Consider the following 16,048-nt stretch of genomic DNA (forward strand, 5'->3'; position numbering starts at 1 on the left):
CAAGATGTCACAGCTAAAAGATCAAATGGTTACTTTCCTTACTAACGAAGAAATCAAAGAAATCATTGAAAATTTGGCTGAGCAAATTGAATACGATTACGACGGTAAAGACGTTGTTTTCATCTGCCCACTTCGCGGTTCCATCCATTTTGCGGCAGACCTTATGCGCAAGGTGGATCTGCCTCAACAAATCGATTTCGTACACGTTCAAGCCGTTGAAAAAGGCGGAGCGATCAAGATCGTTAAAGACATTTCCGTCAATATCGCTGGCAAACACGTTCTGATCCTAGAAGAGATCATCGATACAGGCAGAACTTTAAGCTTCTTAAGAAGCCGTTTGTTTGCCTCTGCCCCAGCATCTTTGAAAATCGTGACTTTACTTGATAAACCAGCCCGCCGTGAATTGCCAATCAAGGCAGACTACATTGGAAAGACTATTGATGACCGTTATGTAGTTGGGTACGGGATGGATTCCGAAGAAATCGGAAGAAATTATCCAGATATCTATACTTTAAAAAACTAAGCGGCTTAAGAAACTGCGACGTTAACTAAGAACAAAATAACGACACAAAACGCGTAAAGAAAAACCAGTTGCTTCGGCATGCTGAAAACCCCTCTACGCGCCAATCTAACACAATTAGGACCTTCGTCAACTGGTGGGCCCTACCTTGGTCCATGAAAATCAGCTGATTTAATCTTCGTTTACTGTCTCAGAATGGGCCACATCTGGCTTTGATTTTGTAATGCGTCCTCTAAAGAGAATCCCAATATTAGCCGATACGAAAGTTAAGGGGGAAATCTAATGAAGAAGTTATCGAACTTTTCTAAGAAGCTATTGAAGAATCAGTCCGGTCAAGGTGCGACTGAGTACATCCTATTGCTGGTTGTGGTTGTTGCATTGGTCATTATGTTCAAAGGGAAAATCCAAGAGACCGTAAGCGGAAAGATCGATGAGCTTCAAGGCATGATCGGTCAAGTTAACGGAAACTAGGTCGGCTTCTCCAATCTGGAGGTTGGATGACCATAGAATACGTTCTGTTGCTATTTTGCGTCTTCTTTATTGGGCTAAAAGCTTTCATGGTAGCCCCAGCGAAAGCTTTTAGAGAATCGGGACCTCGTTTAGGTGCCCGGGTTGAACAGCAATTAGCAACAGGTGACGGCTTTAAACCACAAAATGGCAACCATATTGGTTGGAGCGGTAAAGAACAATGAAACGCGCTGGACTTGATAATAACAAAGGTCAGTTCGTTATCGAGATGGTTCTACTGATGATCGTTTCTATTGGCTTTTTTGTGTGGGGAACCAAGCAGCTTCGCGACGGAAAATTCTTCGCCAAGCTTATTGGCGGTTCCTGGCCTGCAATTGCTGGAATGATTGAGTCGGGAGTTTGGGAAGAGCCTGAAAAAGCTCGCGCCTTACATCCGAATCAAAGAGACCGTTCTTTAACGGTAGACCCAAATGGTGAATGAGGGGGCATGATAAAACAGAGAGCTTTTCTTAAGCCATTGCAAAACAACCGCGGTATGTTGACTGCGGAGTTTATCTTTTCTCTCGTGCTTTGCGCGGGGCTTTGCATTGTCTTATTCTCTCTGAACTTCACCTTATCCATGGCAGAAGTAGCACAGTACATCGCCTTTTCTTCTGCTCGCGCCCACGCTGCTGGTCATGTGGATAGTGAAAAACAAGAACAGCTGGCGCGTGAAAAATTCAATGATCTTATTAACAATCCAGTTTTAAAACCTATCTTCAATAGTGCCGAAGGTGGCTGGTTTAAATTAACTGACCTAGAAGTTCGCGGCGGCGGAGCTAGCGGACGCAGCTTTAATGATGAATACAAGACAACCGAAAACCGTATGCCTCAAGTAGGCGTCCGTTTTAATTTTAAAGCTCGTATTCTAAACATGAAAGTTCCATTTCTGGGCGCGACTAGTGAAGAACCAGATGCGGGCTTCAACGCCAAGGTCACAGGTCTTTTGATTCGTGAACCAACCCAAAAAGAATGTCGTGAGTTGCAAATTCGCCAACGTTACACGGCCATTCTAGAATTAGATTCTCGCTATAAAGTTCTAGGCGCTTCGGGCGCAAGTAAATATCAGCCGATGGAGGATAACGGATGTTAAAACAACGCCGCAAATCCCACATTAGCAATGAAAAAGGCATGGCCGTTTTTGAAATGATTCCGATCATTGTGGTGATCGTATTATTCTTAAACTTCTCTTTAGGATTCTTTGGTGCGATCCACACTGGCATTCTAAATTCCATCGCCGCTAGAAACTATGCTTTTGAAACTTTCAGAAACAGAACAAGCCTAGTTTACTTTTCGAATTTGGATTCAAGCCAAACACGCTATGAGTATTCAAAAAGTCAGATGCGTGTTCATGGTATTACCGCGGAAAAAGAAACCGGCCAGAAGTGGGTTGCCACCAGCCGACTCATTGACCGCTTTAGTTTTGATAAAAGAGCCGCTGACATCGAAGGCAACAGTAAGAATGTCCACTCCGGCATTCGTAACATGTCTGATGGTAGAAATACCACGGTCGGAGTCAATCCGATCTGGATTAAAACTACCTATGGACTGTGCTTAACATCAACGTGTGGAAGCTAGAAAGAAGTAGGACCTTATGGGATCAAACGAGACTAGAAATTTATGGCTATCCATCGCAGCAGGCGTCTTTGCGACTTTCTTGCTTTATAGCTATTCCCAAGAAAAGAAAGCTGAATACGATAAGCGTTTCGGTTCTACAAAACGTGTGGTGGTAGCAAAAGAAGATATCGCTGAAATGCAAACGATCTATGACACAATGGTTGAAACTAAAGAGCTTCCTGCTGACTTTATTCAACCCGATGCCATTACGATTCCTGATGAAATCATCGGTAACGTGGCAGCTGTACCTATTCGTAAAGGTCAGATGGTTTTAAAGAATAACTTATTAACTCCAGGCCCGGATACAGGGATTGCATTGCAAGTGGCTCCTAGTAAACGTGCCGTGACGATTCCGGTAGATGAAGTTCGCGGTGTTGCGAAATTAATTCGTCCGGGTGATCGCGTGGATATCTTTGCTGCTGTTGATAACGGTAAAGGTGTGAATCAACGTCGTGAGGTTTTCACGATGATGTCTGACGTTGTTGTACTTGCAACGGGCGTAAGTGTCGTGAACAACATTCCACGTATGTTTGAATTAGATTCTACGGGTAAAAACTTAACTCAGATCGCTTTAACTGGGGACACGAAGTATACAACGATCACGGTTGAAGCGACGCCGAAAGAAGCCCAGGATCTTTTCTATATTCTTTCAACTGCTCCTGGAAACTTATTCTTTGCTTTAAGAAATCCAAGCGACAGAACCGTTCCGCCGCGCATGCCTAGCTCGACGTCGGAATCGGTGATGGGGAAACCTGTTGTGTCGTTCGATGCGGCGCCAGTGGCACCGCCGATTGCTATACCACCAAGACCTGCATTTACACCACCAGTGCAACAACAACAAAGGACAGCTCCGCCCGCAAGACGCGGTGGCTTCCAAACGCTGTAATAGCACTACTCTGACGGGGGTCAGGGTGTGAAAAAGGTCTTATGGGATTTTTAGGGGGATTTATGGGACGATATTTTTTAGTTGGACTGCTGCTTAGTCTCTCTTGCGGCCAGCTTGCCTTTGCGCAAGAAGAACTGGTTGCAGAGCCCTCTCAAGCCACCGCTGATGAAGGTACGGGTGTTTATCGCTCTCGTAAATTTATCAATTTAACTGCGGGGATTGAGCAAGACGAAAAGCTTCCACCTTTACCGCCGGATATCGAGTTCAAAGGTGATTTCCGTCGTATCGTCGTTGCCTCTTATGCTAAAGACCTTAATATCATCCGCTTCATTCCTAAGTCGGAAGGTTTTGCAACTCTTACGATCCACGATAAACGTAACGGTAAAATCGTTGCGGAATATCGTATTGACGTAAAGAAAAGCAAGCTCGACAAAGTCGTTCGTGAAATGCGTGCACTTCTTGGCGATATCGAAGGTATCAACATCAAGATCGTAAATAACAAAGTTGTTGTTGACGGTCAGATCCTATTGCCAAAAGACCTTGCGCGTATTTTCAACGTTATTAAACAATTTGAAAATCAAGCTTCTTCACTTGTTACGCTAAGTCCCCTAGCGCAAAAGAAGATTGCTGAATTTATCGCCCGTGACATCAATAACCCTGAAATCGAAGTTCGCGCGGTAAATGATAAAATCATTTTACAAGGCTGGGCTAACAGTGATGAAGAAGCAAAACGTGCAGAGATCATCGCAAAAACTTATCTTCCAGACATCATCATCGATGCTGCCGAAGATGGTGGTCCAATTAAAAAGCGTCGTCCCGTGAACGATGGTGTCATCAACCTTATTCAAATTAAGGAAGCGGCACCAAAACCACCAGCAAAAATGATCCAGCTAGTGGTTCACTACGTTGAATTGAATAAAGACTACTCAAAAGCATTTAAATTCCAGTTCACTCCGGAACTTGGCGATAACTCGCAAATGACTTTCCAAACTGGTGGTGATTCTCCAGGTGGTGTTGTCAGCTCGATCACTGGTACTGTGATGAACTTGTTACCAAAACTAAACTGGGCAAAACAACATGGTCATGCGCGTGTCCTTGAAAGCACCAGCTTGATTGTTGAAGACGGTAAAAAAGGTGAAATCAAACAAGTAACCGACCAACCTTACCCAGTCATCGGTAAAGATGGTACGCAAGGTACTGCGTTTGCTTCTGTCGGTATCGTGACGGCTATCACGCCAGTACTTCTTGGTGAAAAATCAGGAAGCGTTCACATGGAAATGAGCTTTGAAGTATCAAGCTTACTAGGTAACACTCCAGCGGGTGCACCGATCGTAAGTAAAAACCAAATGTCTAGCACAGTGACTGTCCGTGACCGTCAAAGTGCCGCAGTCGGTGGTTTGATCAGAAATTCTAGTTCAACAGGTTACAATCGTCCTGCTGGACAAAAGAATCCGATCATCAGCTTGTATGCATCTAAAGACTTCGTAAAACAACAAAGCCAGTTCGTGGTCTTCGTGACTCCGATTGTGAAAACTTCTGCAAGCTCAGGCGCTGAGCAAATTAAAAAGAAGTTCCGTTTACGTGACTAATAGTTAGGCCTTAGTCTCGTAAACGGACCTCCCTTTTCAACCGATAAGGGAAACGGAGGTCCGCAGTGGCTATTAATCCAAATTGTAATCTCATTGCCGTGGTTGGTGGTAAAGGTGGCGTAGGTAAATCAGTATTTGCCGCCAACTTTGCCTGCACCATCATGTCGGAACTGCGCTCTCAAGTTCTTTTGATTGATGCTGATGCGAAAAGCGTCGGCGATCAGAACGTTATCATGGGCTTAAAGCCGCAAAAGACTTTAAAAGAACTTACTACTTTCCAAGGCTCTTTAAATTCTCAACCCATGAACACGCTAGTAACCATGCACCAATCGGGCCTTGCATACCTAGGCGCTGTGCGTGGACCGGAAGAGTCATTAAATATATCTCCTGATCTATTAGGAAAACTTTTAGAGTTTTTCAGTCGTGCTTACAAGTACGTCGTTGTCGACGTAGGAACTGATTTGGGTCCTGCGCAAATGGCAGTACTCCAAGAAGCTACAGCGATAATGATTGTGACAAGCCCTGAAGTTTTGGTGGTGACGCAAACTCAGCGTTTGATCAATGAACTTTTGTCAGCGACAATTCCTAAAGATCTTTTCCAGCTGGTTATTAATAAAGCTTCACCAACGGGTTTATCTCCGCAAACAATCTCTAATCAGTTGCAGTTGCCCTTCTTAGGTGTAATTCCCCAAGACGAAGCGACTTCAATGATGGCTTTACAAAAGTACACGCCTTTTGTGTTAGCGGCACCAAAAGCTCCGGTGACTGCTTCCTACTATGATATCGCAAGAAAATTAACGGGCGGTATTTTACAACGCCTAAAAACAGTTTCAAAACCAAAGCCGGTTGTTGCACCAACAGAGGCTGGAGGTGCTGGTACAAATCTTCCTGCAAACGCTAGCGGTATGGATGCGCGGACTTTACTAAAAATCCGTGTGCATAATGAACTTATCCGTACGGTCGACCTTAAAAAGCTTTTGATCGATGGTAAGCAAGATGAAGGCAAAGAAAAAGAAGTCCGCGAAAAAGCAAAACGTGAAATCACGCTGATTGTTGATAAAGAAGCTCCTGACGTAGGCCGTGAAGAACGCGGAAAACTTATTAAAGAAGTTTTAGAAGAAGCTTTAGGACTGGGACCATTAGAAGATCTATTAGCTGATAACGATGTTTCAGAGATCATGGTGAATGGTTATAAGAAAATCTTTATTGAAAAAAGTGGTAAAGTTCAGTTAAGTCCTGTGACGTTTACTTCCAATGATCACCTTCGCCGTATTATTGAACGTATCGTGACGCCATTAGGACGTCAGATCAACGAATCGACTCCGTGTGTGGATGCCCGTCTTAAAGATGGCTCCCGTGTGAATGCGGTGATTGAACCATTAGCGATTGACGGACCAGCACTAACAATTCGTAAATTTAAAAAGGGCGGTATAACGCCTGAAAAATATATTAACTATGGAAGCGTCACAAAGAACATGATCGATTTCCTACGCATCTGCGTGGAAAACGGTCTGAACGTGGTGATCTCTGGTGGTACCGGTTCCGGTAAAACATCTTTATTGAACATGCTTTCAACGTTCATTCCTTCAAATGAGCGTGTGATCACTGTCGAGGACGCGGCCGAGCTTCAATTAGAACAAGAGCACGTCGTGCGCCTTGAAACAAGGCCCGCATCAATGGAAGGCACTAACGCCATCACCATTCGTGATTTGATTAAGAACTCGTTACGTATGCGTCCTGATCGTATCATCGTCGGTGAGTGCCGTGACGGTGCTGCCCTAGACATGTTGCAAGCCATGAACACGGGTCATGATGGTTCAATGACGACGACCCACGCCAACAGCCCGCGTGAGTGTATTGCCCGTCTTGAAACTCTTTGTATGATGTCGGGCATGGAATTACCTGTGCGCGCGATTCGTGAACAGATTTCTGGCGCAGTGAACTTAATCGTTCAAATCTCGCGCCTATCTGATGGCAGTCGTAAGATCCTAAGCATCACGGAAGTCGCCGGCATGCAAGGTGATGTTGTTACTTTAGCAGAGATCTTTAGATTTAAAGAAACCGGTTACGATAAAAATAGAAAAATCCAAGGGATCTTCCAAGCAACGGGAACAATCCCCAGCTTTATCCAGAAACTCAGTGATAAAGGCGTGGTTATTCCTCGCGAAATTTTTGCTAATGACCCTAACACCAACAACCCTGCAGCTGCGCAAGCCGCTGCGAAACCACCAATTACTGCAGCGATGCCGAAAATGCCAGGTGTCGCTCCAGTGAAAAAATCGGGGTAATGAGTGAGTTTTTTATTTAACGAATGGATCATGATTCCGTTATTTGGCATCTGTGTTTTCACGGTCGTCATCCTTTGGGCTGACAAGGCCATAGCTTGGCTTCATAAACGCAGCTTAGGTCAACGCGATGAAGTTATGCGTTTATTGCGTGTCATGGGCATGGAAGTTGACGAGCGAAAAATCACGATCTTAATTCTGTTAATGAGTTTCGGTATCGGCGCTTTAGTTTTCTTAGCGTTTTGGCCAAGTGTCCTAGTGGGTTTCTTTATCGGTGCCTCAGTCACTATCGCCGGTTGGCAGTTGCCACTATTTGCTGTGCGTATGATTTACGAACAACGCTGCAACAAGTTCACCGATCAAATGGTGGATGGTCTTACAATCATGGCTAACGGTATTAAAGCCGGCTCCAATCCCCAAGAATCAATGAAACGCGTGGTTGAAATCATGGGGAATCCTATGAGCCAAGAATTCGCCCAAGTTCTTTATCAGATGCAAGTCGGTGATAGTTTTGAAAGTGCATTGAACGATTTGGGAACACGCATCCCACGCCCTGATGTGCAGATGTTTGTAACGTCGATCAATATCCTAAAAGAAACTGGTGGTAACCTAGCTGAAACTTTCCAGACCATCGTCATAGTCATTCGTGAGCGTCAAAAGGTAGAGAAAAAAATTCAAGCCATGACCGCACAAGGGATGATGCAAGGGATAATCGTCACCATGATTCCGTTTATCTTAATGGGCGTCTTTATGCTGATTGATCCGGGTTTTATCAAGCCCATGTTCAGCACAACCCTAGGTCTAGTGTTATTATTCGTCATGCTGGGCCTGCAAATAATCGGTGGCGTAGTAATCAAAAAGCTTGTTACCATCAAAGTGTAGTTTGTCATGCCTACTCTGGTTTTGACCAGAGCTTGCTACGATATTTCACGGAAGAGGTATTCACTAATGAAGAAGGCAATTCTTGGGTTCGCTTTTCTTTTTTCAGCTCAAGCCTATGCGCTTGTAGATATGAAAAATGCCAACTACTCAAATACATGGATTGATATGGATGTTCCCGGAAGTGGCTACGATTTAAAAATCGTGCGCACTTATAATAGCCGTTCGCTATTTAACGGAATGTTCGGATTTGGCTGGTGTTCTGATTTTGAAACTTCCATGGAAGTGAATGCCGAAGGAAATATTAAAGTTAAAGAATGCGGCGGCGGCCTTGAAGTCACCTTTTCACCGCGTGAAGTAACTAGAAAAGAAGTTGATGGAACTATCAACTCTATTATCAATAAAATGAAAGCTGAAAAGAAAGTGGGTGTGACTGAAGCTTACATCACGTCTTTAAAAACTCAGCTTCTTGAAGATGACAATCTTCGTTCTGACTTTGCTTCCCGCTACGGAATTAATGTAGCTGTGCGCGAAGGGACGAAGTTCTATGCAAACGGACGTGAAGTAGAACATTTTGTTTTTAACAAAACCCACTACACACGCAATCTTCCTGATGGCAGTGCTCAACGCTTTAGCCCGCAAGGAAAATTGACCCATATCTATGATAAAAATGGTAATTACTTAAAATTTGATTACGACAAAGATGTTATTGCGACACTTCAAGATAACAACGGTCGTCGTTTAAACTTTAAGTACTATCAAAACAAAAAAGTTAAGTCTATCACGGGCCCTAACGGTCTGATGGCTGATTATAAATTCGCCAACCTTGATGATCTTTCATCCGTGAAGAACGCTTGGTTAAAAACTTACACTTACGAATACGACGAGCTTCACAATTTAACTAAAGCCGGCTGGCCCGATAAAACTTTCGTAGCTATCAAATACGATAAAAAGAATGACTGGGTTGTGGCTTTTGCTGACCGCGATAAATGTATTGAGCAATATAAATATGAGTTCTCTGAAAACGACCCGAAAAACCACTACTGGTCGACAGTTAAAAAAACTTGCGGCAAAGAATTGACTGCAGATAACAAATACGAATTTTGGCACGATCAACGCAAAGATGGTCAGTACTATTTGCAACGTGTTTTGACTTCAGTTAACGGCAACGTGACTGACATTTCCTATCATCCTGTATTTGGCAAACCAGTTTCTATTCGCCGTAATACTGACCGCGTAACATACGAATACTATCCAGATGGTTTAGTGAAAATTAAAGCATCACCTAATGTGCGTATGGCATTTGAGTATGATTCTGCCCTTAAAAAAGTAAGCTCTGTTTCAAGCACCTTCTTTAATGAAAAAGGTCAGAAGGCTCTTACCAAAGCCACTCAATTTAAGTACGACGGTAAAGGTAATTTAGTATTTGCCCAAAATAGCGATGGCCAAAAAATCAATATGACGTACGATAACCGCGGTCGTATTGCTACCATCACGGATCACGCTAAAAAAGTAGTTAAGATTGAATACGAAGAACGTTATGGCAAACCATCGATCGTGACCCGCCCCGGCTTAGGCACTATCGTAGTTAGCTATAAGCCAAATGGTGAAATCAATAAGGTAGATAGTAAAGAAGGACCATCTGTGGCGATGCAAGTTGCTAGTACGTTCAATAATTTATTAGATATCATTGCCCCTGCTACTGCAGAGTTGTATCTATAAGGAAAAGGTGGATTATGAAAAAAGTTTTAGCTTTATCCATTTCACTAGTTCTTGGTTTCTCTGTGGTGTCAGTAACTTCCTTTGCACAAGAGGATGACTCAAAAAGAACTGTAAATCCAGGCACTGATCCTAACGAAGCTAAAGGGACTCGCGCATTAGAAGCTGAAGTCGCTGCTCCGGGGTATTGCCCAGAATGTATCGCCAGAATGAAACACGGCCGCATCAACGACGATACAACTTACCGTCCTGCAGGCACTTCTTCCTCACCAAGTGGCGGAAGCTCTTCGAAAGAGGGAACTCGCTAGTTCCAGCCGCCGTCTAATTATTTGTCACACGCTAACCTAAAAAGGCTTTGGGGAACCAAGGCCCTTTTTATTTGATCTGAAGACCTCTATATCCCTGTCGTAATCTCATTTTGATACAGAAAAGCTGGCACACCCGCTGCAATGGAACTCCATTGAGTAGTTTTCTTTAACGAACAGTCCTCCTTAGGAAGAGGCGTGATAGGAGTTATGTATGAAAAAGTCTATTAAAGCTGTAGTGATGTTTTCTGTAATCGCATTTTCTGCGGTGACATTTGCCAATCCAAAATGCGCACACAGATTGGCGTCAGGAAAAAACGATATGTTTAAAAATACGAACCCGGTGAAGGAAAGAGTATCTAAATCTTCGACGGGCACTGAATCCACGAAATCAGGCGTGAAGTAATCCTGAACTAGATCAACCCCCAAAACTGGGAGAGCTCCTATACCCCCGAGGTGGCTCTCCCATTTCTTTTTTTATCGAATCGCTTTCTGGTGAGCACCCTCTTGAAAGCCGCTCACAGTATTTTCGACGCCATCTTTGAGTGTTTTACCAAGACTGCGTAAAGCCATGGCCCCACCTGCTGCGGCACTTTGAATGTATTCTGAAACCGTCGAACTTCTTAACCAACGAAATGAATGCTCTTCCATCGAAGTACCGCCGACTTTGACCTGCATTAGCACGATCAATAGGGCCGTGAAACAAAAGCATTTTAAGATATATTTAAGTTCTTCCATGGGTTGATTCTCCTAGATGAGGTAAGACCTTGTGGATGGCAGAGATAACTTGATCTTTTGTAAATGGCTTAACGATATAGGCATCAAAACCTGCTTCATAAGCTTTTTGCACCAGGGATTCTTGATCCACAGTAGAACAGCCGATGATTTTTATTTCAGGATGAAGTTCTTTGATCGCTTTAGCAGTTTCGATACCATTACGAAGTGGCATCACCATATCCAATAAAACTAAATCGGGCAGGGTATTGTTAACAAGCGCAACGGCTTCATCACCGTTTTCCGCTTCACCGACACATACGCCGCCAGCAGAAGTAATTATATTCTTCAGCAGTTCACGTAAAAAAGCGGCATCATCAACAACAGCAAAACGTATCTTCATACCGCTTTAGAATAGAACTTATTACGACTTTTGATGAGCGGATTTTAGTGGCCCCAACGATAGCCTAGGGAAAACATGTACAGCGTATTGGTCACGCTGACATTTGAAGGCGTTGAACCAGTACTTGGGTCTGGCAAACTTGCGGTGTCAGCAAAGACGTTGCGCTCTACGGTTGTGCCTAAGTTCCAAGTCATCTGACCTTCACGATCAAATTTCCATTCTCCACCGAAATCCAATCCCAAGCGGATTGTATCTTCAGCAGTTCCTGAATTAATAGCAACGCCCGTTTCACTTTCATCATGTTGTAATCTTGGAAAGAAAGTCCCCCCCATCACCCACGAATAATTCGCGGAAGATGGTAAACGTGTTTTCAAACCTATGCCTACGCCAGATGTCTTTAAACGCGCACGAGAAGTATTGTCACTTGGAACTGTCATCTTGTTTTCACTTAAGATCACAGAAAATTCCACAGAGTTTGATTTGCGGGAAACACCAAAAAACCTTCTAAAATTAACAGCTAGATCCGTAAATTCATATTTTGCAGGGACGCGGGATTTATCTGCATCCATAGAATCAACGTCAGCACCCATAGAAAAAAGCATCTGTCCGCTAACACCAATTAATGGCGTAAACCACACTGCCGCTTTGATCTTTAAAGCATTAAAGAAACTATTGTAATCACGGAAAGAATAATTCGACTGGGAATCGTTATAAATAAGCACCGGAGCGAAATCTAATTCAGCTTTATTGTTCCGAATGTCATCGGGATGAACTTGTTCGCGGTAAAAGTCATAGATCTTTTCAGCCTTATTTGAAAAAAGGCTTTCTGCTTGTTCACCAATCGAAGGTTCCTGGACCTCTAGTGTAGACTTATCCACAACTGTTTCCACTTTGGTGATTTCAACTTTTTGAGAGATAACGGTTTTGTCTTTTTCAATCTTAGAAGCTTCAGCAGCTTTCGCAGCTTCTTCTTTCGCAGCAGCAGCCTCTTTGTGGGCTTTTTCTTCCGCAGCTAGTTCAGATTCTTTTAAAGTTCTGACTTTGACTCCATCACTGTCAGTCACTAGTGCAGTCTCAGACGCAGGCATTCGCTTAGAAGAGGACTTACGAATCTCATAACGACCAGAACTAAAACCTTCTAGACCTGTTTGCGCGAACGAAGTCGAGGTCGATAGCAGTGACAAAAGTAAAATAGCAGATGAAGTCTTCATACAAATAATTTCGGCTCTCGGTCTTAATTACTTGATGTCAAATTGACCTGTTTTCAGAGGCAGTGCAGAATTATTTTATGAAATCTATTCTTCAGTGTTTTATCTTCGTGTGGATCTGTTTCATTTCTATATTGCCGCCAGCTTTGGCCCAGACCAATGCCCAGAATGTCTTCGTTAGTGCTGTCGACCAAGACCTGGCAATCAAATCCATCGTCTTAGTTCCCCCGACTGATAATGTGGGTGGCATTTACGCAAAACCTGTTGAAGAAGAATTAAGAAATCTTTTAAATGAAGACAAGCAGTGGTCATTATCGCCAATGCCTGCAGATTTAAAAGTAAAACCAGAACTTTTAGATGAGCGCCCTGAAGATGTTCAGAAAATTTTAAAGTCAGCAAGATCGGAAGCAGCCCTAGCGACAAAAATCATCCGCGGTCCCCGAGGCATGTCGATTACGATGACATTGTTCGTGGGACGCGAGGGCTTTCCTCTTTTACAAGAGGCTTTAAGTGAATATAAAGGTTTTGAAACCGCCGAAGTTCGCGGTGAAGTAAAAAGACTTTTTGAAAATCTAAAATCCCGAATGCCTTTCAGGGCAACAATCCTAAGTCGTCGTGGTCAGCAAGTGACATTAAACTTAGGAAGTAACTACGGACTTAAACCAGAAAGTCGCGTGTCGGTTGTACAAATCATCAAAATCAATCGCCACCCAAAATTAAAGATCATGGTCAGCACCGAAAAAGAAGTTTTAGGCAGAGTAAAACTTTTTAAAGTAGAACCGCATTTAAGTTTCGGTTACGTGGAAATGGAAAAAGATCCAGGCATTATCACGGTAGGTTCGAAAGTAATGCCGGATGAATTCGTTAAATACTCGGTACCTGTTACAACCCCATCAGGAAAAGTTTTACAGGATGTTTCAACAAGACCAGATAAAGAAGTAGCCTTCGGTGAAGACCCACAAGAATGGCTCCCAACAATGCCCCCGCAATACGGGAAAATAGATTTACTTGCAGGGATCGGCAACTACACTCAAAACGCATCACTACCAACGGAATCCATTAGCGGTAGCAACACCCTTGCACCCAATATCATGGTTCGTGGTGAAATGTGGCTAAGCCCAGAATGGTATGTTGGATTAGTTCTAAGACAATCCGTTTTCTCTATCTCTAACGACCTCACAGGATCAGCTCCAAGCTCATTAAATCTTGGAATCGGCCAATACGGCGTGGGTCTTGGCTATAACTTCTTAATGACCAATGACTTCTTCGGTCCAAAAATCCAAATCTCTGGCGGCTATTTAAACACAAAATTTAGCGTAGACGATAGCAACCCAACAGCCTTCACAACCATGAGCTACAGTGGCTTAGTATTTAGCGTCGCAGGGCAAGTACCACTTTCCGAAGAAACTCCGGTAGACATCGGCGGTAAGTTAGATTTCTTCTACAACCCTACAGTCTCTGAAAGTAAAACCAGCGGCTCAAGTTCAAGCAGCAGCATTAACGCTTTCAGCTTCTTCTTCGACTATAAACTAAGAACCAGATTCAAAATCCGCGGCGAAATCCTAATTGAAAACTACAACTCAAGCTTCAGCGGAACCGGCGAAAGAACAGCTAGCAGCGCCAGCCACAAAATGACAACCCTCTTAGGCGGAGTTCAATACCTCTTCTAAAAAACAAAGAGCCCGGGTTTCCCCAGGCTCTCGTTGAAAGAACGAATGTAATTGCTCTTCGAGCAAATTACATCATATCTCCCATTCCGCCCATTCCTGGCATTCCGTGTCCGCCTGGAGCAGCAGCAGCTTCTTTCTTAGGAGCTTCTGCAATCATAGTCTCAGTAGTAAGCATCAAAGACGCTACAGAAGCAGCGTTAGTTAATGCGCAACGAACAACTTTAACTGGATCGATAACACCGTCTTTGATTAGGTCAGTGTATTCGTCAGAGTAAGCGTTGAAACCCCATGAAGCAGATTTGTTTTGAAGGATACGATCAAGAACGATCGCGCCATCAAGGCCTGCATTCGCAGCGATTTGACGAATTGGCTCTTCGCAAGCGCGTTTAATGATAGTCGCACCGAAAGCTTCTTCTTCAGCGTATTTAGTTTTGTCGATTTTAGAAGCTGCTCTTAGAAGTGCAGTTCCGCCACCAGCAACGATACCTTCTTCAACTGCCGCGCGAGTTGCATTCAAAGCATCTTCAACACGGTGTTTTTTCTCTTTCATTTCAACTTCAGACGGAGCACCAACGTAGATAACTGCCACACCGCCAGCCATTTTAGCTAGACGCTCTTTTAGTTTTTCTTTGTCGTAGTCAGAAGTAGTTTCTTCGATTTGTGCTTTAATAGCAGAAACGCGAGCTTTGATGTCTTCTTTTTTACCAGAACCATCGATAACAGTCGTGTTGTCTTTGTCTACAACGATACGTTTCGCAACACCCAAGTCCGCGATAGTAGCTTGCTCAAGTTTACGACCGATATCTTCAGAAATAACTTTCGCGCCAGTTAGGATCGCGATGTCTTCAAGCATAGCTTTACGACGGTCACCGAAGCCAGGAGCTTTAACTGCACAGATGTGAAGAGTGCCACGGAGTTTGTTCACAACTAAAGTTGCTAGTGCTTCACCTTCAACGTCTTCAGCGATGATCAACAATTGACGGCCTTGTTTTGCAACGCCTTCAAGGATGCCGATCATGTCTTTCATAGAAGAGATTTTTTTGTCAGTAACTAGAACGTAAGCGTTTTCAAGAACTGCTTCCATTCTTTCAGCGTTAGTTACGAAGTATGGAGAAAGGTAACCACGGTCGAATTGCATACCTTCAACTACAGAAACTTCAGTTTTAGCAGTTTTAGATTCTTCGATAGTGATAACGCCTTCACGGCCTACTTTTTCCATAGCATCAGCCAACATTTGACCGATTTCTTTATCATTGTTCGCAGAGATCGCGCCAACTTGAGCAACTTCGTTAGTGCCTTTAACAGGCTTAGACATTGCTTTAAGGTCTTCAATGATAGTAGCAACAGCTTTGTCGATACCACGTTTGATAGACATTGGGTTATGACCAGCAGAAACTAGTTTAGCACCTTCGCGGTAGATCGCTTGAGCTAGAACAGTTGCAGTTGTAGTTCCGTCACCGGCTTCGTCATTGGTTTTAGAAGCAACTTCTTTAACCATTTGCGCGCCCATGTTTTCGAATTTGTTTTCAAGTTCGATTTCTTTAGCAACAGTTACACCGTCTTTAGTGATAAGAGGCGAACCGAAAGATTTGTCGATAACTACGTTACGACCTTTAGGTCCAAGAGTTACTTTTACAGCGTTCGCTAAAGTGTTCACACCTTTAAGGATGTGTGTGCGAGCGTCTTCTGAGAATGTTAATACTTTGCTCATTTTTTTCTCCGTTTAAATTAAATAAAAAATTCAAA

Annotated in this window: 18 protein-coding genes; 14 read left to right on the top strand and 4 right to left on the bottom strand. The window is 43.4% G+C overall.

Going from position 1 to position 16,048, the window contains the following annotated elements; translation table 11 throughout:
- Window positions 1-4 precede the first annotated feature (4 nt).
- From hpt to MNR06_RS11400, 13 genes are all read left to right on the top strand, one after another.
- A complete protein-coding gene (gene hpt, locus MNR06_RS11340) occupies window positions 5-523 on the top strand; it encodes a hypoxanthine phosphoribosyltransferase (protein WP_243536107.1) in 519 nt (172 codons plus the stop codon).
- Between the two features lie 279 nt (window positions 524-802).
- On the top strand, window positions 803-991 hold the full coding sequence (locus tag MNR06_RS11345) for a Flp1 family type IVb pilin (RefSeq protein WP_243536109.1): 189 nt from the start codon (window positions 803-805) through the stop codon (window positions 989-991).
- A 26-nt stretch (window positions 992-1,017) separates the two neighbouring features.
- Window positions 1,018-1,212, top strand: coding sequence for a hypothetical protein (locus MNR06_RS11350; RefSeq protein ID WP_243536110.1), 195 nt, complete (start codon window positions 1,018-1,020; stop codon window positions 1,210-1,212).
- Complete coding sequence (locus tag MNR06_RS11355; RefSeq protein ID WP_243536111.1) at window positions 1,209-1,469, top strand: hypothetical protein; 261 nt, start codon at window positions 1,209-1,211, stop codon at window positions 1,467-1,469. The genes MNR06_RS11350 and MNR06_RS11355 overlap by 4 nt, the downstream gene beginning before the upstream one ends.
- Window positions 1,470-1,475: 6 nt before the next feature.
- Complete coding sequence (locus MNR06_RS11360) at window positions 1,476-2,120, top strand: hypothetical protein (protein ID WP_243536113.1); 645 nt, start codon at window positions 1,476-1,478, stop codon at window positions 2,118-2,120.
- Entirely contained in the window at window positions 2,114-2,605 is a 492-nt protein-coding gene (locus tag MNR06_RS11365; protein WP_243536115.1) for a hypothetical protein, read from the top strand. The genes MNR06_RS11360 and MNR06_RS11365 overlap by 7 nt, the downstream gene beginning before the upstream one ends.
- Before the next feature lie 16 nt (window positions 2,606-2,621).
- Entirely contained in the window at window positions 2,622-3,530 is a 909-nt protein-coding gene (gene cpaB / locus MNR06_RS11370) for a Flp pilus assembly protein CpaB (RefSeq protein WP_243536117.1), read from the top strand.
- 62 nt (window positions 3,531-3,592) lie between these two features.
- Window positions 3,593-5,119, top strand: coding sequence for a BON domain-containing protein (locus MNR06_RS11375; protein ID WP_243536119.1), 1,527 nt, complete (start codon window positions 3,593-3,595; stop codon window positions 5,117-5,119).
- A 65-nt stretch (window positions 5,120-5,184) separates the two neighbouring features.
- Complete coding sequence (locus MNR06_RS11380; RefSeq protein WP_243536121.1) at window positions 5,185-7,407, top strand: ATPase, T2SS/T4P/T4SS family; 2,223 nt, start codon at window positions 5,185-5,187, stop codon at window positions 7,405-7,407.
- Between the two features lie 3 nt (window positions 7,408-7,410).
- The gene (locus MNR06_RS11385) at window positions 7,411-8,286 is read left to right on the top strand and encodes a type II secretion system F family protein (RefSeq protein WP_243536123.1); all 876 of its coding nucleotides are present in this window, start codon (window positions 7,411-7,413) and stop codon (window positions 8,284-8,286) included.
- A gap of 66 nt (window positions 8,287-8,352) precedes the next feature.
- The gene (locus MNR06_RS11390) at window positions 8,353-10,005 is read left to right on the top strand and encodes a DUF6531 domain-containing protein (protein WP_243536125.1); all 1,653 of its coding nucleotides are present in this window, start codon (window positions 8,353-8,355) and stop codon (window positions 10,003-10,005) included.
- A gap of 14 nt (window positions 10,006-10,019) precedes the next feature.
- On the top strand, window positions 10,020-10,310 hold the full coding sequence (locus tag MNR06_RS11395) for a hit locus (RefSeq protein WP_243536127.1): 291 nt from the start codon (window positions 10,020-10,022) through the stop codon (window positions 10,308-10,310).
- A 211-nt stretch (window positions 10,311-10,521) separates the two neighbouring features.
- The gene (locus MNR06_RS11400; protein ID WP_243536129.1) at window positions 10,522-10,713 is read left to right on the top strand and encodes a hypothetical protein; all 192 of its coding nucleotides are present in this window, start codon (window positions 10,522-10,524) and stop codon (window positions 10,711-10,713) included.
- Window positions 10,714-10,784: 71 nt separating this feature from the next.
- Here the strand turns inward: MNR06_RS11400 and MNR06_RS11405 are convergent, their stop codons facing one another.
- From MNR06_RS11405 to MNR06_RS11415, 3 genes are read right to left on the bottom strand one after another with little or no spacing between them, the layout of a single operon-like run.
- Window positions 10,785-11,045, bottom strand: coding sequence for a hypothetical protein (locus MNR06_RS11405; protein WP_243536131.1), 261 nt, complete (start codon window positions 11,043-11,045; stop codon window positions 10,785-10,787).
- Window positions 11,032-11,424: a response regulator gene (locus MNR06_RS11410; protein WP_243536133.1), complete on the bottom strand. Its 393-nt coding sequence runs from the start codon at window positions 11,422-11,424 to the stop codon at window positions 11,032-11,034. Before MNR06_RS11410 ends, MNR06_RS11405 begins: the two co-directional genes overlap by 14 nt.
- Before the next feature lie 44 nt (window positions 11,425-11,468).
- The gene (locus MNR06_RS11415; protein WP_243536135.1) at window positions 11,469-12,635 is read right to left on the bottom strand and encodes a hypothetical protein; all 1,167 of its coding nucleotides are present in this window, start codon (window positions 12,633-12,635) and stop codon (window positions 11,469-11,471) included.
- Between the two features lie 77 nt (window positions 12,636-12,712).
- Between MNR06_RS11415 and MNR06_RS11420 the strand changes: the two genes are divergently transcribed.
- Window positions 12,713-14,302, top strand: coding sequence for a hypothetical protein (locus MNR06_RS11420; protein WP_243536137.1), 1,590 nt, complete (start codon window positions 12,713-12,715; stop codon window positions 14,300-14,302).
- Between the two features lie 67 nt (window positions 14,303-14,369).
- On the opposite strand, the gene groL is transcribed toward MNR06_RS11420, so the two are convergent.
- The gene (gene groL / locus MNR06_RS11425) at window positions 14,370-16,013 is read right to left on the bottom strand and encodes a chaperonin GroEL (protein ID WP_243536139.1); all 1,644 of its coding nucleotides are present in this window, start codon (window positions 16,011-16,013) and stop codon (window positions 14,370-14,372) included.
- Window positions 16,014-16,048 lie beyond the last annotated feature (35 nt).

Origin of the sequence: Bdellovibrio reynosensis, assembly GCF_022814725.1 — a bacterium.
GTDB classification, from domain to species: domain Bacteria; phylum Bdellovibrionota; class Bdellovibrionia; order Bdellovibrionales; family Bdellovibrionaceae; genus Bdellovibrio; species Bdellovibrio reynosensis.